The sequence below is a fragment of the Kitasatospora sp. NPDC056651 genome (genome assembly GCF_042792155.1).
GTDB lineage: Bacteria > Actinomycetota > Actinomycetes > Streptomycetales > Streptomycetaceae > Kitasatospora.
This window is the reverse complement of sequence record NZ_JBHTWX010000051.1, coordinates 9,605-27,904: the sequence shown is the minus strand read 5'-3', so window position 1 is coordinate 27,904 and position 18,300 is coordinate 9,605. Positions and strand designations below refer to the sequence as shown.

Genomic DNA, 18,300 nt, shown 5'->3' with positions numbered 1-18,300 from the left:
CCCGCTGACTGGCGATTCTCTGCCGGTCCGCGCAGGGGTGTCCATGTTTTGCGGTGACCGCTTGTTGCCCTGGCCGGAGCGTGCCGTAGACCCCGGCGGGGGGCCGGCCCGGGGGAGCGCGCGACCGGTCAGGGAGCGGCGAGCGCGCGGTCCCCGGCCACGGCGGCGGCCAGGTCCTCGGCGATCGCGTCGGCCTCCCGGGTGAAGTCGGTCCAGACACCGGGGCGCCCGCTGCCGACCTGGGTGAACCAGCGGACGTTCTCCAGCGGGATGCCGGAGGCGTAGAGGTGGTCCGCCGCCCGCCCGTCGGCGTCGACCGGGTGGAACGGCGCCTCGGTCACCGCGAGCCCGCCGGTGTCGAAGAGCTCGCCGTCCCAGGCGTTGACGTAGCTGGTGACGGTGCCGCGCCCGACCAGGTCGCGGATCAGCGGCGAGCTGTCGCCGCGCACGTCCGGGGCGGGGATGCGGGCGTCGATCAGCCCGTCGAGCGGGGTCGGCGCCCCGGCGACCCTCGGGGACCACGCGGTGAACCTCCCCGTCGCCGCGTCGGCGGTGAACCGCGCGTCCGGGCCGACGACCTCCAGCACCCCGGCGCGCAGCAGCGCCAGCACCTGCTGGACGCGGAACACCGGAGGCCCGCTGGAGAGTTGGGCGCAGACCGGGGCGAAGACCGGCAGGAACCAGCCGTCGTGGGAGCGCGGCGTGAGACCGGAGCGGTCGACGGCGGCCCGGATGACGTGCCGGACCACCCGCAGCAGTTCCACGGACGCCTTCAGCGGGTCGTCGAGGTTGCCCCGGGCGCAGTGCTCCAGGTCCTCGGTCAGGTGGGCGGCCAACTCCCGCTGGTAGGAGGCCCGGTCGGGGAAGTCCCGGCCGGCGAACGGCCGCGCCCAGGCGGTCAGGTCGACCGGCGCGGCGTCGGCCAGCCCGGCGCGCGCCGCCTCCTCGGCGACCACCCGCTCGGGCTCGGTGGCCGGGCCGCGCAGGGCGGCCTCGACCGCCCGCTCGGTGAAGGACCGCGCCGCCGCGTCGCCGTGCAGCCCGCGCAGGGCCGCCTCGTGGTGGACCAGTCCGAGCTCCGCGCGCAGCCAGGGCATCAGCTGCCGCTCGAAGTCGATCCGGCCGCGGGCCCGCAGCTCCTCGACCCGGTCGAGGGTGAACAGCCTGGGCCGGTAGGCGTAGTCGGGCCGTTTCCGGTTCACGCCCCGGGCCGGCATCGGCACCCCGCTGCGGGAGCCGGCCAGCAGCCGAGGCTCCCGGCCGCCGGGCAGGTAGCGCAGGCCGTCGCCGGCCGGCTCGAACCGTCCGCCCCGGCCCTCGGTGAGCAGGCTCAGCACGTCGTAGAAGGCCATGCCGAGACCGAGCACGCCGACCGTGGCGCCGGCCGGTATCCGGCCAAGCGGCATGTCGGCGGCCGAGTCCGCGGTCACGTGGGCCAGCCGGTGGCGGGCCGCGAAGGCGGCCCGCTCGCGCTGCTCCCGGCCGGGGCGCGGCACGCTGTGGCCGGTGGCCAGCAGCACCCGGTCCGCCACCAGCTCGCGGCCGGCCGGCGGTTCGCCGCCGTCCACCGGTTCGCCACTGCCCACCGGTTCGCCGCCGTCCGCCAGGGTGAGCGTCCAGCCGGCCTCCGGCGCGGGCCGGCGGCGCAGCCGGTCGACCCGGGCCCGCAGCGGCCGCAGTCGGACCCCGTCCGGCAGCGCGCCGCGCACCACGTCCAGCACGAACTCCAGGTAGCGGCCGTACACGGCGCGCGGGGCGTACGCGGCGGGACCGCCCGCCTCCGGTTCGGCCCCGCTCCACCACTGCGCCAGCGAAGGGCCCGCTCCCGGCCTCGGCTCCCCGCCCCGCCACGGGCCGGAGAACATGGTGACCTCGCCGGCCGGGGTGTTCATCAGCAGCAGCCGCGACTGGTCCGGGCGCCAGATCCGCCCGGAGCCGGGCGCGTGGTCGTCGATCGCGAGGATCTCGACCTCGCGGGCGGGCGGCCGCTCCGCCAGCCGCACCGCGAGGCGTTCCAGCGCGGCCAGGCCCCGGGGGCCGGTGCCGATCACGGCGATCCGGTACGGAGTCAGCGGTGGCATCCCTGTCGTCTCCCTCGCTCCCATCGCCGGTCACCCCAGTCCGTGCATCAGCGGCGCGAACATCCGCGCCCCGTCGGTCGGCAGGGGCGCGCCGCGGACCATGAAGGTGGTCCGGCCGGCCTCGGCCAGGCCGCACCGCAGCGCCCAGGCCCGCAGGTCCGCGTCCGGCGTGACCTTGCACTCCAGCCGCACCGGCCCGCCGCTCCCGGCCGCGAGCCCGGTCACCAGGGCCCGGGCCGTCTCGGGGCCGGGGGCGAGCACCGGTCCGATCGCCGTGCGGTCGAGGTTGCGCCAGGCCGCGGCGTAGCCGTCCACCCGCCCGTCGGCGCCCCTGCTGACCAGCATCCGGTCGGCGAACTCCGGCAGCCGGGCGAGCAGTCGGGACCGGTTCAGGCCGTGCACCGCCGCGTCCAGCGCCCGGGCCTGCGCCCGCTCCTCGGCGGACGGCCGGCCGGTGACCGCCGGACCGGCCGCCGAGGCGTCGAACTCCCCGATGTGCATGGCGACTTCGTGCTGGGCGGTGAAGCCGAGCTTCTCGTAGAGCGGCAGGCCCTGGGCGGTGGAGTAGAGGAAGACGCTGTCCAAGTCGCGCGCCTCGCCGAGCAGATGCTCCATCAGCGCGCGGCCGATCCCGCGCCGCTCGTGCCGGGAGTCGACCAGCATCATGCCGACCACCCCCGCGCGGCCGTACCGGGAGAGCACCGCGGTGGCGCACAACTCGCCGTCCGGGCCCTCCCATCCGTACCCGTCGCCGACGTCCAGCATCAGCCGCCACCGGGCCTCCTCGGACCCCCAGTCGCGGTCCACGGCCAGCGCGAGACACGCCGGCACGTCCGACGGCACCAGTCGACGGACACCTCTGGCCATGCCAATCCCTCCGGTCGATCGGGGTGTTGGCCTCACCATGCCAGCTCGCCCCCGCGCACAGGGCCCGCGGCAGCTGACCACGAGTGGCCACGGCAGCCTCCGGCCGCCGACATCGCTGGCGACGCCGCCCGTCGACTGGCCATGCTCGAAGGGTGATTACGCGAACGTTCGACCGGACCCGGATGACGTGGTCCTACGAGATGAACCTGGATTCCCTGCTCAGCGCGGAGGACATCGCCGGCCTGCCGTTCGGGTCCGTGTACGGCAGCGTCCCGGCGCACAGCGTCTCCAAGCGCCACTCCCACCAGGACGGCGAGATCTTCTTCGTGCTGGACGGCCGTGCCACCGTGGTGCTCGGGGAGGAGGAGCGCGTCCTGACGAAGGGCGACGTGGTCTACCTCACGCCCTTCTCCTTCCACGAGATCAGGAACGAGTCGGACCAGCCCTTCGACCTGGTCTCGGTCTACTGGGAGAACACCGAGGCCGCGACGGCCGCGCTCGACCGGCTCGCCCCCCGCGACCAACTGCCCGAGAACGTCCGGGTGTTCTGCCCGCCGCCGACCCCCAACGGCGGACTGCACCTGGGCCACCTGGCCGGCCCCTACGTCCGGGCGGACATGTTCGCCCGCGCACTGCGCGACATGGGCCGCCAGGCGCGGTACGTCACCGGCTCCGACGACCACCAGTCCTACGTGTCCGCCGCCTCCCGGCTCGGCAAGGGCACGCCCCAGGAGGTCGCCGGCGGTCAGGGCGACGCCATCCTGCGCACCCTGGCCGCGGCCGGCGTCGACGTCCACCGGACCACCCGGCCCTCGCGGGACGCCGGCCACGCCGAGCGCGTCCGGGCCTGGTTCGACCGGCTGCTCGAATCGCCCGCCGTCACCGTCCGGGAGGAGGAGACCGCCTACTGCGCCGGTTGCGACCTCTCGCTGTTCCAGGCCTTCGCCCGGGGCACCTGCGCCGACTGCGGCGCGGCCAGCGACGGCGAGATCTGCGAGGCCTGCGGCCGGCCCAACCAGGCGGTCGAACTCCTCGACCCGCACTGCCGGATCTGCGGCGAGCCGGCCACCACCCGCACCGAGCGCGGCCACTGGCTGGACCTCCAGCGGTTCGCCGCCACCCTGCGTGCCCACCTCGCCCACACCACGCTCTCGGCGGACCTGCGCGCCCAGGTCGAGCGGCTGCTCGACGCCCCGGGCGGGCTGCCGCCGTACCGGCTGACCCGCACCGCCGAGTGGGGCGTGCCCTGCACCGAGGACGGCACCCAGCGGATCGACCCGTGGGCCGACCTGGCGCTCACCTTCCTCGACGCCAACCGCGCCGAGACGGCCGAGCACGGCCCCGGCCACACGGCCCTCTTCCTCGGCCTGGACAACGGCTTCTTCTACACCGTGCTGCTGCCCGCCCTCGCGTTCGCCACCGGCACCGAGGAGCTGCTGCCCGCCTCCTACGTCACCAACCAGTTCCTCCAGCTGGACGGCGACAAGTTCTCCACCAGCCGCGACCACGCGGTCTGGGCGGACGACGCGCTGGCCGGGGCCGACCCGGACGCCGTCCGGGTCGCCCTGCTGCGCACCGCCCCCGAGGGGCGGCTCACCAGCATCTCCCGGCCGGTCGCCGAGGAGTGCGGACAGGACCCGCTGTACCGGGCGGCCCGGGACTGGCTGGCCGGATTCGGCCCGCTGCGCGAGCGGTTCGGGGCCAAGGTCCCGGTCACCGGCGCCTGGACCGACGGCCAGCGCGAGTTCTACCGGCAGCTCCAGTCCCTGATCCAGGAGGCGGACGGCCTGCTGCTGCCCGCCTGCTTCTCCGCCCGCGGCTACGTGCGGCTGCTCGACTCCCTGGTGGCCCGCGCCGAGGAGTTCCGGGCCACCGAGGAGCCGCTGCGCACCGTCGCCTCGCTCGCCGAGGAGACCAGGACCAGCCTCGCCCTGGAGTACCTGGCCGCGAAGGCCTTCGCCGGCCTGGCCCACCCCGTCATGCCCGGGCTGGCCCAGCGGGTGCACAGCTGGCTCGGCCTGCCCGGCGAGCCGGTGCGGGAGACCACCTGGGCCTTCCTGCCGGCCGGCACCGCGCCCGCGTCCGCCACGCCGCTCACGGAGGAGACGGTATGAGCCACTGCCACGACGTCCTCGGCATCGGCTTCGGCCCGGCCAACCTGGCCCTCGCCATCGCGCTGCGGGAGGAGGACGCCGGCCTCGACATGCGCTTCCTGGAGGCGAGCGCGCCGGGCACCCCCTGGCAGGGCGGGATGATGCTGCCCGGCTCGGACATCCAGAACCACCCGGTCCGCGACCTGGTGTCGCTGCGCAACCCGCGCAGCCGCTACAGCTTCATCAACTACCTGTTCGAGCAGGGCAGGCTGCTGGACCACCTCAACCTCCCGGTGGAGTTCCCGCTGCGCAAGGAGTACGCGCAGTACATCGACTGGGTCGCCGGGCACTTCGCCCGGTACGTGGAGCACGGCACCACCGTCGTCGGGGTCGAGGTGGCGGAGCACCCCGAGCACGGCTCCGTCTACCGGGTCACCGCGGCCGACGGCCGCGACTGGCTGGCCCGGACGCTGGTGGTCGGCACCGGCCGCGCACCGTACGTCCCGGCGCCGTTCGACGCCCTGGACGACCCGCGGGTCTGCCACCTGACCAGGTACCTGCCCACCCTCCGGGCCCTGCGGGAGACGGCCGGCGGGCCGCCGCGCGAGATCGCGGTGATCGGCGGCAGCCAGAGCGCGGTCGAGCTGACGCTGGACCTCTCGCACCGCTTCCCCGAGGCGCGGGTGACGGTCTGGGCGCGCTCGCACAGCCTGCGGGAGAAGGACACCAGCCCGTTCAGCGAGGAGGGCTACTTCCCCGGGTTCACCGACTACTACTACCGGGCCTCCCGCGAGGGCAAGCGGGCGCTGGACGCCTACATGCGGCCGACCAACTACTCCTCCGCCGACGGCGACGTGCTGCGCGAGCTGTACGTCCGGATGTACGAGCAGCGGCTGGACGGCGAGGAGCGCATCTCGGTGCGCGGCAGCCGCCGGATCACCACGGCCGAGGCGGGCCCCGACGGCATCCGGTTCGACGCGGTGGAGTCGGTCACCGGCGCCACCGAGCAGGCCAGGGCCGACCTCGTGGTGCTGGCCACCGGCTTCCGCGACCTCGGACCGGGCGAGCGCCAGGACCGCTTCCCGCAGGTCCTCGCCGGAGTCGCCGACCGGCTCGCCTTCGACGCCGACGGCTACCTCGACGTCTCCGCCGACTACGAGACCCGGCCGTCCGTCGCCGGGACCCCGCCGCTGTTCCTGAACGGCCTGTGCGAGTCCTCGCACGGCATCGGCGACGCGGGCTCGTTCAGCCTCCTCTCGATCCGGGCGAAGACCATCAGCGACGGGCTGCGCAAGCTCAGCCGTTGAGGCCCATCCGACCGGCCCCCGACCGGCCCCGCAGGAACCCAAGGAGCACGCCATTCCCTCCCCGCTTCCCTCCCGCCAGTCCGCCGCCCCCGGCCGGCCGTCCGACACCGCGACGGAGTCGGAGGTCCGCAGCTACAGCCGCGACTGGCCCGCGCTGTTCACCCACGCCACGGGGTCCCACCTGCACGACCACGAGGGCCGCAGGTACCTGGACTTCTTCGCCGGGGCCGGCACGCTCAACTACGGCCACAACCCGCCGGTCCTCAAGGACGCCCTCCTCTCCTACCTCAAGGGCGACGGGATCACCCACAGCCTCGACCTGTTCACCGCCGCCCGGACGGAACTCCTGACGGCCCTCCAGACGTACGTGCTCAACCCGCGCGGGCTGGACTACCGGGTCCAGTTCCCCGGCCCGACCGGCACCAACAGCGTCGAGGCCGCGCTGAAGGTGGCCCGCAAGGCCACCGGGCGGTCCACCGTGGTCGCCTTCACCGGCGCCTTCCACGGCATGTCGCTCGGCTCCCTCGCGGTGACCGGCAGCGCCGCCAAGCGCGCCGGGGCGGGCCTGCCGCTGACCGGCACCCACCGCATCCCGTACGAGGGCTTCGGCGGCGGGGCGTTCGACGGGCCGGCCCTGCTCGAGTCGATGATCAGGAGCGACAACAGCGGTCTGGACCTGCCCGCCGCGGTGATCGTGGAGACCGTCCAGGGGGAGGGCGGCGTCAACGTCGCCTCCCCGCAGTGGCTGGGCGAGCTGTCGGACCTCTGCCGCCGGCACGGCATCGTGCTGATCGTCGACGACGTCCAGATGGGCTGCGGCCGCACCGGGCCGTTCTTCAGCTTCGAGACCGCCAGCATCGTCCCGGACGTGGTCTGCCTGTCCAAGGCGGTCAGCGGCTACGGCCTGCCGATGGCCCTGACGCTGATCCGCCCGGAACTCGACGTCTGGGCCCCCGGGGAGCACAACGGGACCTTCCGCGGCCACAACCTGGCCTTCGTCACGGGGGCGGCGGCGCTGCGCGAGTACTGGCAGGACAGCACCCTGGAGAAGGAGACCCTGCGGCACGGCGAGCTGGTGGCCGCCGGCCTGGAGGAGATCGCGGCCGCCCACCCGGACAGCGGGGCCCGGATCCGGGGCCGCGGCCTGGTCTGGGGCCTGGAGTTCGCGGACCCGACGGCCGCCCACCGGGTCAACCAGGAGGCCTTCGCCCGGGGGCTGCTGGTGGAGACCTCCGGCGCCGTCGGCGAGGTGGTCAAGCTGCTGCCCCCGCTCACCGTCTCGGACGACGAACTGGCCGAGGGGCTCGCCCTCCTCGGCGAGGCCGTCACCGCCGCCCTGTGACCGGCCCCGTGACCGGCCCCGTGACCCGCCCGGCGACCCCAGGAGAGAACGCCATGACCTCGACCGTCCCCTTCGCCGTCCCCTTCGCCGTGCCCGTCGAGGACGTCGAACTGACCAGGGACCCGGGCTTCCCCGGCGAGGTCCTGGCCGGCAGCCCGCGGATGAGCTCGGCCGTGCTGTGGCAGTCCGGCGACCGCGAGGTGGTCCGCGGCGTCTGGCAGGTCGAACCGTCCACCTTCACCTGGGCGTTCTCGCGCAACGAGGTCCTGGTGGTGCTGCGCGGCAGCGCCCGGGTGCGGGTCGAGGGCGGCCCCGAACTGGAGCTGCGCCCGGGCGTGGTGGCCGGCTTCCGGCCCGGCGACCGCACCACCTGGACGGTCACCGAGACGCTGCGCAAGTTCTTCACCGTCGACTCGGTGGCCTGACCGGCCCGACCTGCCCGATCGGCCCGGTATCCCCGCCCGGGGCGGCGGCCCACCCGCCGCCCCGGGCGCGGCCGTCGTGGTCGGGGGTGCGGAAAACCGCAGGGTGGCCGGACGGTTGACCGCATGGTGGCGGCCCGGCCCGGCTCCTAGCGTCGACGGCATGATCGCAACCTTGGCCACCGCTTCGCTCTCCTCCGTCCCCGCCACCGTCTCCGTCGCCGCCTCCGCCGAGCCTGCCGGGGGAGTCGCCGGCTGGGCCGTCGACGTGATGACCACCCTCGGTGCCGCGGGCGCCGGCCTGACCAACCTCGTCGACACCGTGCTGCCGTTCATCCCCAGCGAGGTCATCCTCCCGGTCGCCGGATTCGCCGCCGGGCAGGGCACGTTGAGCCTGCCGGCCGTCATCGCCTGGACCACCGTCGGCTCGGTGGTCGGCTCCTGGATCGTCTACGCCGCGGGCGCCCTGCTCGGCCCGGAGCGGACCCGCGCGCTCGCCGCCCGCGTCCCGATGGTCAGCGCCCACGAGATCGACCGGGCCGAGGCCTGGTTCGAGCGGCACGGGCGCAAGGCCGTGCTGATCGCCCGGATGGTGCCGGTGGTGCGCAGCCTCATCTCGGTGCCGGCCGGCATCCAGCGGATGCCGCTGATGGCCTTCACCGCCATGACCCTCCTCGGCAGCCTGGTGTGGAACACCGCGTTCGTGCTGCTGGGCTACTGGCTGGGCGACAACTGGCAGTTGGTGGAGGAGTACGGCGGCTGGGTGTCGAAGGGCGTGGTGGCGCTGGGACTGCTGGCCGTCGGACGCTGGTTCCTGGTGCGGATGCGCCGCCGTCCGGGCGCCCGGCACCGCGGCTGAGGCCGGACGCCCCGTCAGGCGGTCGCGTCCGTGGAGGCGCGCACCACCAGCTTCGGGGCGAACCGCTCCACGCCCTCCACCCGCTCCCGCGACGGCGACTGAAGGAGCGTCAGAGCTCGCTCGGCCATCGCGGTGAGCGGGTGGCGGATGGAGGTGATCGGCGGGTCGAGGAGTTCGAGGATCTCGGTGTCGTCGAAGCCCGTGACGGCGATCTGCCCGGGGACGGAGACCGCCGAGCGCTGCAGGGTGCTGACCAGCCCGACGGCGAGGACGTCCGCGCCGCAGACCACGGCGTCGATCCGGTCGCGCTGTTCGGCGATGCGCCGGCCCGCGGTGCGGCCGGCGTCGGTGGTGAAGCTGGGCAGCAGGACGGTGGTGGCGTCGGCGCCGCGGGCCCCGGTGAAGGCGGCGAGGCGCTCCGCGCCCGAGGAGGAGGCCTGGTCGGCGGCGACCAGGGCGATCCGGTGGCGGCCGAGGCCGTCGAGGTGGTCGAGCAGCAGGCGCATCGCGGCGGCGTTGTCGAGGGTGACGGCGACCGTCCCGGAGCCGGTGGCCCAGCGGTCGAAGAGGACGACGGGGGCGCGCTTGGCGGCGGCCCGGACGGCGGGGCCGGACGCGCCGGCCGAGACGGGGACGACGAGCAGGCCGTCGACCCGGCCGCCGAGCAGGGTCTCGATCTGCTCGGCCTCGATGGCGGTGTCGTTGGCGGCGTCGGAGACGACCAGCTGCCCGCCGGCGGCGCGGACCTGCCGGGCTATCGCGTCGGCGAGCTGGACGAAGTACGGGTTGGCGAGCGAGGGGACGACCACGCCGATGGTGCCCGTGGAGCCGGTGCGCAGCGCCCGGGCGGAGTGGTTGATCCGGTAGCCCAGGTGCCGGGCGGCCTCCTCGACCCGGCGGGCGAGCTCGGGGTCGACGTTGCGCGGGGTGCCCGCCAGGACGCGTGAGGCGGTCGCGCGGGAGACGCCGGCGGCCGCGGCCACGTCGAGGAGTCGGGGCGCTGTCACGTGGGCGGGTCCTTAGCGGTCGGGGGCGGGGATCGTCGGGTCCGGGGCGGGCTCGGCGGTCGCGGGTCGGCGGAATGCGCAGCACGAAGGGTACTTGACGGTTCCCGGGGCCTGGGCCACAGTGTGGGAGATCGATCTCCCAGGGAGTGCGGATGCCAGTGCTGATGCCAGCCATCACCGTCGTCGGTTCGGTCAACCGCGACCTCGTCCTGACCGTCGAGGACCTGCCGAGGCCCGGCGAGACCGTGCTCGCGCGGGGCTTCGTCGAGGGCGTCGGCGGCAAGGGCGCGAACCAGGCCGTCGCGGCGGCCCGGCTCGGCTCCCGGGTGCGGCTGGTCGCCAGGGTCGGCGCGGACGCCGAGACCATCCTGCGGGCGCTCGCCGCCGAAGGGGTGGACGTCGAGGCGGTCCACCCGGCGCCGGAGGCCTCCACCGGGATCGCCTCCGTGGTGGTCGACCGGGCCGGGGAGAACACCATCGTGGTCAACCCGGGCGCGAACGCCGAGCTGTCGGTCGCCGACCTGCCGCGACAGCTGGTCCGGTCGGCGGGCGAGGTGGTCCTGGTGCAGCACGAGATCGCCGCCGAGGTGGTCGCCGCCGCGGTGCTGCGGGCCCGGGAGCAGGGCGGCACGGTCGTCCTCAACCCGGCCCCGGCCCGGGAGGTCGCCCCGGAGGTGCTCGCCGCCGTCGACGTGCTGGTGCCCAACCTCGGCGAACTCGCCACCCTGCTCGGCGCGGAGCAGCCCGCGGGGCCGGACGCGGCGCGGGAGCTGCTGGAGCGGGCCGCGCTGCCCTGCCGGGCCGTCGTGGTGACGCTCGGCGCGGACGGGGCGCTGATCAAGCGGCCGGACCGTCCGGCCGTGCACGTGCCGGCCCCCGTCGTGGACGCCGTCGACACCGTCGGCGCCGGCGACACCTTCTGCGGCGCCCTCGCCGACTCCCTCGCCCGGGGCGCCGACCTGCTCGCCGCCGCCGAACGGGCCGTCCGCGCGGCCTCGTTGGCCGTCACCGGCCTCGGCGCCCAGTCCTCCATGCCGTCCGCGGCGCAGCTCGACGCCGCCACCGGCCCCGAGGACCCCACCGCCTCCTGACCCGCCCCCGCCGTTCCCCGCCGTACCCCGACGGCTCCCAGTCCCCCCACGCCCCCGCACCACCAGTTCAACGGAGAACACCCCATGCGGAACCTCAAGATCGGCCTGTTCGAGAACGCCCAGACCAACGCGAGCGGCACCGCCACCTGGCGCCACCCCGACAGCCGGCGGCACCTGTTCGACACCCTCGGCTACTGGCGTGAGATCGCGAAGGTCTGCGAGGACGCCAAGCTGGACTTCCTCTTCCTGGCCGACGCCTGGGGCTGGTCGGAGATCGACGGCGTGCGCCCGCCGATCGCCACCGAGGAGACCCTGGACCTGCCGCGCCTGGACCCGTTCGTGATCGCCTCGGCGCTGCTGGCGAGCACCACCGACCTGGGCCTGGTGGTGACCGGCTCGGTGCTGGTGGAGCCGCCGTACGCGTTCGCCCGCCGGCTGGCCACCCTGGACCAGCTGTCCGAAGGCCGCCTCGGCTGGAACATCGTGACCACCGGCACCGCCGACACCGCGGTCAAGGCCTTCGGCATGGAGATGGTGGCGCACGACGACCGGTACAAGATGGCCGAGGACTTCCTCGACCTGGCCTACAAGTACTGGGAGGGCGCCTGGGAGGCCGACGCCCTGGAGAAGGACAAGGCCGGCCGGTTCGCCGACCCGGCGAAGGTCCACCTGGTCGAGCACGACGGTCCGTACTTCCGCTCGCAGGGCTACGGCAACACCGCCCGCTCCCCGCAGGGCACCCCGGTGCTGTTCCAGGCCGGCGCCTCCCCGGCCGGCCGGCGGGTCGGCGGGCGGCACGGCGAGTGCATGTTCGTCGGCAGCGGCTCGGTCCGGCAGCTCGCCGGGCACACCGCGGCGATCCGCGAGGAGGCCGTGAAGGCCGGCCGCCGGGCCGACGAGGTCAAGGTGATGTCCGCGTTCTCCTGCGTCGTCGGCGCCACCACCTCGGACGCCGAGCGCCGCTGGCAGCGCGTGCTGGACGCCCAGCGCCCCGAGGTCACCGTCGCCAGCTACGCCATGTTCACCGGCCTCGACCTGTCCTCCTACGCGCCGGACACCCCGATGTCGGAGCTCTCCACCGAGATGTCGCAGACCCAGGTCGCCCGGTTCGCCGGCAAGACCGTCGGCGACGTGCTCGCCGACTGGCACACCCACGGCGTCGGCGCCCGCCCGGTGGTCGGCACCGCCGAGGAGATCGCCGACGAGATCTGCGCCCTGGCGGAGGGCGCCGACCTGGACGGCTTCCTGCTCTCGCCCACCGTGCAGCCCGCCTCCACCGTGGAGTTCGTCGAGTCGGTGCTGCCGATCCTGCGCTCCCGCGGCCTCTTCCGCGGCGAGTACGCGGCCGGCGAGTCGCTGCGCGAGCGGCTGACCGGCGCCCCCGGCCGGGACCTGCCGGCCAGCCACCCGGCCGCGCAGTACCGCCACTGACCCACCCGACCCGCGACGAGAGGACGGCGACGACCATGGTCACCCCCACTCACGAAACCGCCGCGGCGCAACCCGCCGCAGCGCGACCCGCCTCGACGGACCCGAGCCCGACGGATCCGACCCCGACGGACCCGAGCCCGACGGACCCGACCCCGGCGGAGCTGAACGCCGCGGTGCTGCGCCAGGCCTTCGGCGCCTACCCCACCGGGGTGGTCGCGCTCGGCGCGATGCGCGACGGCGAACCGGTCGGGCTCGCGGTGAGCTCCTTCGTGTCCATCTCGCTGGAGCCGCCGATGGTCGCGATCAGCGTGGCCCGCACCTCGACCACCTGGCCGAGGCTGCTGGAGGCCCCGGTGCTGGGGCTGAGCGTGCTCAGCAAGGGCCAGGGCGCGCTCTGCCGGCGGCTGGCCTCCCGCGCGGGCGACCGCTTCGAGGGCGCCGGCCGGCAGGAGACGGCGGACGGCGCGGTGCTGATCCACGAGGCGGCCCTGTGGCTGACCGCGCGGGTGAGCGCGGTGTACGACGGCGGTGACCACGAGATCGTCCTGATGGAGCTGCTCACCTCCGAGCTGTTCCCCGGGGTGGAGCCGCTGGTCTTCCACACCAGCCAGTTCCGCGAGCTCAGCCCCCATGCCTGACGCTCCGGCGAACCCCCTGACCGGCGCCGCGCACCCCCCGGCCGGCGCCGCGCACCCCCTGGCCGGCACCGTGGTGCGTGGCGCCGGCCGGGGGCGGGGCCTGGGCTTCCCCACCGCCAACATCGCCCCCGACCCGGGCACGGCCGTCCCGCCGCCCGCGATCTACAGCGGCTGGCTGGCCCGTCGGGCGACCGGCACCGTGCACCGCGCCACCGTCAGCATCGGCACCAACCCCACCTTCTGCGACACCCCCGAGATCCACACCGAGGTGTACTGCCACGACACTTCGGACGACCTGTACGGCGAGCGCGTCGACCTCTGGTTCGTCGCCCGCATCCGGGACACCGAGCGGTTCGCCTCCGTCGACGAGCTGCTGCTCGCCGCCCGGGAGGACGTCCGCCGCTCGGAGGCCCTGCTGGACTCCGAGCACGGGCGGCTCGTCCTCGCCGCCGCCCGTCGCTGACGGACCGTCACCACCCCGACGCTTCACCCTCCTTCACCTGCTCGGCGCGCATCCCCTCCCGCGCCCTGCGCCCACGTGCCCGGTCGGCCCCGCTTCCCCCACCTCCGGTGGGGCCGACCGGCTTCCCCCACCTCGCTCCGCACGAACAAAGGTGTGAGTCATGAGCGCGTTCCACTGGCTGAACGAGCAGTTCGACTTCTTCGGCCTCCCCGTCTACTGGTCCGACTTCCTGGGCAACATCCTGGCGCTCGCCACCGTCTGGCTGGCGCTGCGGCGCTCGCTGGTGGCCTGGCCGGTGCAGATCCTCGGCTCGGTGCTGCTGCTGATCGCCAGCCTGAACGTGCACCTCGGGGGCAACGCCGCCCGGCAGATCGTGATCATCGTGTCGGCCTCCTGGGGCTGGGCGACCTGGAAGCGCAGCCGCGAGCAGGAGGGCGCGATCAACGTCCGCTGGGCGTCGGGCCGGGAGCGCGTCCTGCTGATCGCCGCGATGGCGCTGGGGACGGCCGCGTTCGGCGCGGTGCTGAAGTGGACGGACGCCTCGTTCTACCCCGGCGCGCCGCTGTGGATGGTCCTCGCGGACGCCTGGATCTTCGTCGGCTCGATCCTCGCCATGTACAGCCAGGCGCGCCGCTACGTGGAGTTCTGGTTCGTCTGGCTGGCCGTCGACCTGGTGGGCGTGCCGCTCGCCGTCCACTCCGAGCTGTACTTCTCCGGCATCGTCTACGGCGTCTTCTTCGTGATGGTGCTGATGGGCATCCGCGACTGGGCCTCCCGCAGCAAGCCGCAGGAGATCGCCTCGCCGCTGGAGCCCGCCGTCCTGGTCGAGGGCCGGGACTGACCGCCGGCCCCGACCGCCCACCGCCGCGGCGCCCCGACGAGGGCCCCGCGGCGGCGGGCGGCCGAGCTCAGGGCGCGGGGACGGAGTCGGTGAAGGACACCCCGGCGGCCCGGTAGCCGGACACGCCGGCGCGGACCTGGGCGGGCGTCAGCGACCGGTCCTTGACGTGCAGGACGTAGTCCACCTGCTCCTCGTAGGCGCGCGCCTCGGTGCCGGTGCGGCCGGTGAGGTCGGTGAGCCACTGGTTGAAGGCGATCAGCATCGGCCGCTCGGGCAGGTAGCGGGTGTCGTGGCGGGCGAACTCGGCCCCGTCGACGTAGTAGACGATGCCGGTGTCGTCGACGGTGAGCACGAGGTCGTGCCAGCCGGCGAACGAACTGCGCGACGTCGTGTACTGGTTGACCGATCCCTCGGGGCCGTAGGTGTCCCACGAGGTGGCGAAGAAGATGTTCGAGGTCTCGCCCCAGCCGCCGTTCGGCAGGTACTCGAAGTCGTACTCGGAGTAGTCCTTGGCCATCGGGGCCGTCAGGTCGTTGATCGCGAAGAAGCTCTGCACGACGTGGTCGCCGTCGGGCCCGGTCACCGGGGCGTCGGAGAAGCGGACCCGGGCGGCGTACGTGCCGTAGCGGAACTTCATGGCGGCGCTGTGGAACTCGCTCTGCCGGGTGGATCCGGCCGTTCCCTCGGTGGAGGTCCGCAGGGTCATCACCCCGTTCCCGGCCTCCTTGGCGAAGGTCACGTTCTCGGGCGCCCAGCTCGCGCCCCACACGCCCGGGCCGCCGCCGCCGGAGCGGACGCTCCAGCCGTGGGCGGCCAGCGCCGGGTCGTCGTACCCGGTGTAGTCGAAGTCGTCGAAGAGCACCGCGCCGCCCGGAACGGTCGGCGCGCTCGGGGCGGTGCCCCAGACCTGGACGCCGCCGACGCTGGCGGTGACCTTCGCCCAGTCCGCGTACCCGCTCTGGGCGGCGCCGTAGGAGTAGTCGTCGCCCTGGTTCACGGGCTGCCAGTCCGCGCGGTGGAAGCGCAGTTGCAGGTCCTCGCTGCTCGCCCCGGGGGCCAGGGTCCCGGCGCCCGCGGTGAAGCCGACCTCCAGGTACCGGTCGGCGCCCGCGCCCGGCTCGTCGACGGTGCCGAAGGTGCCGGTGACGTTGGCGCAGCCCCGCGCGGCCCAGTCGCAGGCGAAGCGGTAGACGGCCGAGGGGGCGGCGGCCTTGAAGTAGTAGCGCAGCCTGACCTGCTTCAGGGCGACCGGCGCGGCGCCGGTGTTGACGACCTTCAGCCACGGTGCGGCTTCGGCGCCGCCGCTGCCGCCGTTGCGGTACTGCACGGCGAGCGACTCGCCGGAGGCCGCCGCGGGCACGGCCGCGCCGAGCAGGCCGGCGCCGAGCCCGGCGGCGACGAGGGCGGCGAGCGCCGCGCGGACGCGGGGGCGTCGGCGGCTGGTTCGGGTGCTCATGGGGGTTCCTCTCCTGGTGTGGGGGACGGCACGCGGCACCGGCGGAGGGGAGCCCGGTCCCACCTGCGCTCCGGCGGTGGGGGAGGAGGTGGCGGGGCCGCGCGATCAGAAAGTGGCATAGACCAATTTGGCCGTCAACCCCGGACCGGACGATCGACCGGAACGCGGCCGTCCGCTGCCCGGAGTGGCTGATTGCGCGCCGCGACGCCGCGGGCCCCACGGGCCCCACGGGGCCCGCGGGGCCCGCGGTGGGTGAGGAACGGTTCCCGCTACGGGGCCAGGCGCTCGGCGAGGTCGCGGGCGTGGGCGGCGGCGGCCGGGCCGCGAGTGGGGTCGGCGGCCTCCGAGAGGAACACGTTGGCGAGCATCAGGGCCGCGTCCAGCCGGCCGGCGAGCAGACACGGGTCGTCGGCGGCGGGGACGTCGGCGAGGCTCGCGTAGCCGTCCCGCAGCGCCGCCGGGTCGAGGTCGTTCTCCGGGTAGCGGGCGTACTCGGCCAGCCGGCCGAACTCCAGGGCGGGGGTGCCCAGCAGGGCGTTCGACCAGTCCAGCAGGGCGGTGGCGCGCCCCTGCCCGCGCCGGATGTTGGAGCTGCGGACGTCCAGGTGGAGCAGGCTGCCCTCGGTGAGGCCGGTCAGCCGCCGGGCGAGCGCCGCGGCGGCCGGCGGCTCGGGCCAGCCGGCGACCCGGCGGCCCACCTCGGCCCAGCGGCGGGCCGTCCGGGTGGCGACCGCCTCCGCCGTGCCGCCGCCCTCCGCCGCGACCGGCCGGATCCGCGGCGGCGGCACGGCGTGCAGCCGGGCCAGGAGCCGGCCCAGGGCGTACGAGTCGAGCGGCGAGCCGTCGTCCTCGACGTAGTCGGAGAGCAGCACGTCGGGGGAGCCGGGGTCGTCCCCCAGGACCAGCTCCCGGGGCCGGGCGACCGGCAGCCCGTGGGCGGCCAGGTGCCGGGCGATGGTGTACTCCTGGACCAGCAGGTCGCGGGTGTCCACGTACGGGTCGTTGGCGTTGGAGTCGAAGCGCCGGTGCGCGATCCGGACGGCCACCGGCCCGCCGTCCCGCTCCAGGGCCCGGAAGACGGTGAACTCCAGCCCCTTGCCGACGATTTCGAGGCCACTCAGGCCCCACCTGGCGGCCAGCTCGTCCAGGACGGCGAAGCGCTCGGTCATGTGTGTCCCCGGTCGGTCGTGGATTGACTGATGGTCAATTCTGCACGACCGCTTCGACCACGGACAGGACGGCCGGCGTCGGCAGCACCCGGGACAGCCGCAGGCCGGCCCGCCCGAGCAGCTCCGCGAAGTCCGCCTCGGTGCGCTCGCGGCCGGTGAGCGAGACCATCATCAACAGGTCCATCGCCTTGGCCTGGTGCGGCGCGTTGTCCCGGGGGACGACGGCGTCCAGGACCAGCACCCGGCCGCCGGGGCGCAGCGCGCGGCGGCAGTGGCTCAGCAGGGTGACGCACCGGTCGTCGTCCCAGTCGTGGGTGATCCGCTTCAGCAGCAGGACGTCCCCGGCCGGCACGGCGGTGAAGAAGTCGCCCTCGGCGGTGCTCCAGCGGCCGGCGATCTCCTTCTCGTCGTCCAGCCGGTGGCCGGCCAGCACGTGGGCCCGGTCGTGGAGCACGCCGTGCAGCCCGGGGTTGCGCCGCAGCACCTCCCGCAGCAGGCCGCCGTGGCCGCCGCCGACGTCCACCACCGTGCCGGTGTCCGGGAGTTCGCAGGCGGCCGCGACGACCGCGTTCTCCGCTTCGGACATCGCCGCCATGCCCACGTGGAAGACGGCGGCGGTCTGCTCGTCCCGGGCGAAGTGGTCGAAGAACGGCATCCCGAAGACGGCGTCGAAGGCGGTGCCGCCCTCGGTGAGACATCGCGCCATCCGCCCGGCCGGCAGCCAGAAGGCGGGGTCGGTGAGCATCCGGACGGCGTCGCGGGCGGAGTACGGGACGTCGCCGCGCAGCGCCTGCCCGGCGCCGGTCAGGGTGAAGCGGCCCCGCTCGTCCTCGGCGACCACGTCACGGGTGGCGAGCAGGCGCAGCACCCGGTACAGGCTGCGGGCGTCCGTGCCGGTGGCGGCGGCGAGTTCGGCGGGGGTGGCGGGGCCGGCGGCGAGGGCGTCGGCCACCCCGGTCTCCGCGGCGGCGCGCAGGGCGGCGGGGAAGGCGAAGCCGAGCGCCTCGTCGACCAGGAAGGCGGCCGAGCGGCGCAGGCCCTCCTCGGTGTCCGCCGCGGGGCGGTCGGCGGCGGGCCGGTTCTCGTCGTGCGGCATGCGTCCTCCTCGATGGGGTCCGGTGCGGTGCGCCGGGATGCTGCCCAGTGTGGCGGCAGCGATGCGCACCGTCACCGTCGTGGGGGGGGGGGCGGGGGGGGCCGCCCCCCCCCCCCTCCGCCGTCCTCCAGGGCCGC

The 18,300-nt window shown here is 75.0% G+C and carries 16 protein-coding genes; 10 read left to right on the top strand and 6 right to left on the bottom strand.

Going from position 1 to position 18,300, the window contains the following annotated elements:
* Nucleotides 1-128: 128 nt before the first annotated feature.
* Both ACFRAR_RS20635 and ACFRAR_RS20630 read right to left on the bottom strand, forming a co-directional pair.
* A complete protein-coding gene (locus ACFRAR_RS20635; protein WP_380699568.1) occupies nt 129-2,081 on the bottom strand; it encodes an FAD/NAD(P)-binding protein in 1,953 nt (650 codons plus the stop codon).
* Between the two features lie 30 nt (nt 2,082-2,111).
* Nucleotides 2,112-2,948: a GNAT family N-acetyltransferase gene (locus ACFRAR_RS20630; protein ID WP_380699567.1), complete on the bottom strand. Its 837-nt coding sequence runs from the start codon at nt 2,946-2,948 to the stop codon at nt 2,112-2,114.
* A gap of 152 nt (nt 2,949-3,100) precedes the next feature.
* Here ACFRAR_RS20630 and ACFRAR_RS20625 point away from each other — a divergent pair, with 152 nt between their 5' ends.
* The 5 genes from ACFRAR_RS20625 (at nt 3,101) to ACFRAR_RS20605 (ending at nt 8,971) form a co-directional block, all read left to right on the top strand.
* Nucleotides 3,101-5,062: a class I tRNA ligase family protein gene (locus ACFRAR_RS20625; protein ID WP_380699566.1), complete on the top strand. Its 1,962-nt coding sequence runs from the start codon at nt 3,101-3,103 to the stop codon at nt 5,060-5,062.
* The gene (locus tag ACFRAR_RS20620) at nt 5,059-6,348 is read left to right on the top strand and encodes a SidA/IucD/PvdA family monooxygenase (RefSeq protein ID WP_380699565.1); all 1,290 of its coding nucleotides are present in this window, start codon (nt 5,059-5,061) and stop codon (nt 6,346-6,348) included. The genes ACFRAR_RS20625 and ACFRAR_RS20620 overlap by 4 nt, the downstream gene beginning before the upstream one ends.
* A gap of 154 nt (nt 6,349-6,502) precedes the next feature.
* Nucleotides 6,503-7,690 carry a diaminobutyrate--2-oxoglutarate transaminase gene (gene ectB / locus ACFRAR_RS20615; RefSeq protein WP_380699594.1) on the top strand — a complete coding sequence of 396 codons (1,188 nt, stop codon included), beginning with the start codon at nt 6,503-6,505 and terminating at the stop codon, nt 7,688-7,690.
* Between the two features lie 53 nt (nt 7,691-7,743).
* Complete coding sequence (locus tag ACFRAR_RS20610) at nt 7,744-8,115, top strand: cupin domain-containing protein (protein ID WP_380699564.1); 372 nt, start codon at nt 7,744-7,746, stop codon at nt 8,113-8,115.
* A gap of 160 nt (nt 8,116-8,275) precedes the next feature.
* Entirely contained in the window at nt 8,276-8,971 is a 696-nt protein-coding gene (locus ACFRAR_RS20605; protein ID WP_380699563.1) for a DedA family protein, read from the top strand.
* A gap of 14 nt (nt 8,972-8,985) precedes the next feature.
* Here the strand turns inward: ACFRAR_RS20605 and ACFRAR_RS20600 are convergent, their stop codons facing one another.
* Nucleotides 8,986-9,978, bottom strand: a complete 993-nt coding sequence (locus ACFRAR_RS20600) for a LacI family DNA-binding transcriptional regulator (RefSeq protein ID WP_380699562.1) — start codon at nt 9,976-9,978, stop codon at nt 8,986-8,988.
* Nucleotides 9,979-10,130: 152 nt separating this feature from the next.
* Between ACFRAR_RS20600 and ACFRAR_RS20595 the strand changes: the two genes are divergently transcribed.
* The 5 genes from ACFRAR_RS20595 (at nt 10,131) to ACFRAR_RS20575 (ending at nt 14,442) form a co-directional block, all read left to right on the top strand.
* Entirely contained in the window at nt 10,131-11,069 is a 939-nt protein-coding gene (locus tag ACFRAR_RS20595) for a ribokinase (RefSeq protein ID WP_380699561.1), read from the top strand.
* Nucleotides 11,070-11,153: 84 nt separating this feature from the next.
* The gene (locus ACFRAR_RS20590; protein ID WP_380699560.1) at nt 11,154-12,500 is read left to right on the top strand and encodes an NtaA/DmoA family FMN-dependent monooxygenase; all 1,347 of its coding nucleotides are present in this window, start codon (nt 11,154-11,156) and stop codon (nt 12,498-12,500) included.
* Nucleotides 12,501-12,535: 35 nt separating this feature from the next.
* Nucleotides 12,536-13,138: a flavin reductase family protein gene (locus ACFRAR_RS20585; protein WP_380699559.1), complete on the top strand. Its 603-nt coding sequence runs from the start codon at nt 12,536-12,538 to the stop codon at nt 13,136-13,138.
* A complete protein-coding gene (locus tag ACFRAR_RS20580) occupies nt 13,131-13,601 on the top strand; it encodes a riboflavin kinase (protein WP_380699558.1) in 471 nt (156 codons plus the stop codon). Before ACFRAR_RS20585 ends, ACFRAR_RS20580 begins: the two co-directional genes overlap by 8 nt.
* Before the next feature lie 160 nt (nt 13,602-13,761).
* On the top strand, nt 13,762-14,442 hold the full coding sequence (locus ACFRAR_RS20575; protein WP_380699557.1) for a nicotinamide riboside transporter PnuC: 681 nt from the start codon (nt 13,762-13,764) through the stop codon (nt 14,440-14,442).
* A 67-nt stretch (nt 14,443-14,509) separates the two neighbouring features.
* Here ACFRAR_RS20575 and ACFRAR_RS20570 read toward each other — a convergent pair whose 3' ends face one another.
* The 3 genes from ACFRAR_RS20570 to ACFRAR_RS20560 all read right to left on the bottom strand — a co-directional run bounded on the left by ACFRAR_RS20570 (nt 14,510) and on the right by ACFRAR_RS20560 (nt 18,163).
* Nucleotides 14,510-15,898 carry a cellulose binding domain-containing protein gene (locus ACFRAR_RS20570; RefSeq protein WP_380699556.1) on the bottom strand — a complete coding sequence of 463 codons (1,389 nt, stop codon included), beginning with the start codon at nt 15,896-15,898 and terminating at the stop codon, nt 14,510-14,512.
* Nucleotides 15,899-16,167: 269 nt separating this feature from the next.
* Nucleotides 16,168-17,067 (bottom strand): phosphotransferase family protein, encoded by a 900-nt coding sequence (locus ACFRAR_RS20565; protein WP_380699555.1) that lies wholly within the window; start codon nt 17,065-17,067, stop codon nt 16,168-16,170.
* A 34-nt stretch (nt 17,068-17,101) separates the two neighbouring features.
* Nucleotides 17,102-18,163, bottom strand: coding sequence for a methyltransferase (locus ACFRAR_RS20560; protein ID WP_380699553.1), 1,062 nt, complete (start codon nt 18,161-18,163; stop codon nt 17,102-17,104).
* Nucleotides 18,164-18,300 lie beyond the last annotated feature (137 nt).

Excerpts from the sequence above, each read along its gene's own strand:
- ACFRAR_RS20595 (WP_380699561.1), top strand. The coding sequence starts at position 10,131 with ATGCCAGTGCTGATGCCAGCCATCACCGTCGTCGGTTCGGTCAACCGC.
- ACFRAR_RS20565 (WP_380699555.1), bottom strand. The coding sequence starts at position 17,067 with ATGACCGAGCGCTTCGCCGTCCTGGACGAGCTGGCCGCCAGGTGGGGC.
- ACFRAR_RS20630 (WP_380699567.1), bottom strand. The coding sequence starts at position 2,948 with ATGGCCAGAGGTGTCCGTCGACTGGTGCCGTCGGACGTGCCGGCGTGT.
- ACFRAR_RS20620 (WP_380699565.1), top strand. The coding sequence starts at position 5,059 with ATGAGCCACTGCCACGACGTCCTCGGCATCGGCTTCGGCCCGGCCAAC.
- ACFRAR_RS20635 (WP_380699568.1), bottom strand. The coding sequence starts at position 2,081 with ATGCCACCGCTGACTCCGTACCGGATCGCCGTGATCGGCACCGGCCCC.
- ACFRAR_RS20570 (WP_380699556.1), bottom strand. The coding sequence starts at position 15,898 with ATGAGCACCCGAACCAGCCGCCGACGCCCCCGCGTCCGCGCGGCGCTC.
- ACFRAR_RS20560 (WP_380699553.1), bottom strand. The coding sequence starts at position 18,163 with ATGCCGCACGACGAGAACCGGCCCGCCGCCGACCGCCCCGCGGCGGAC.
- ACFRAR_RS20575 (WP_380699557.1), top strand. The coding sequence starts at position 13,762 with ATGAGCGCGTTCCACTGGCTGAACGAGCAGTTCGACTTCTTCGGCCTC.
- ACFRAR_RS20585 (WP_380699559.1), top strand. The coding sequence starts at position 12,536 with ATGGTCACCCCCACTCACGAAACCGCCGCGGCGCAACCCGCCGCAGCG.
- ACFRAR_RS20605 (WP_380699563.1), top strand. The coding sequence starts at position 8,276 with ATGATCGCAACCTTGGCCACCGCTTCGCTCTCCTCCGTCCCCGCCACC.
- ACFRAR_RS20580 (WP_380699558.1), top strand. The coding sequence starts at position 13,131 with ATGCCTGACGCTCCGGCGAACCCCCTGACCGGCGCCGCGCACCCCCCG.
- ACFRAR_RS20590 (WP_380699560.1), top strand. The coding sequence starts at position 11,154 with ATGCGGAACCTCAAGATCGGCCTGTTCGAGAACGCCCAGACCAACGCG.
- ACFRAR_RS20610 (WP_380699564.1), top strand. The coding sequence starts at position 7,744 with ATGACCTCGACCGTCCCCTTCGCCGTCCCCTTCGCCGTGCCCGTCGAG.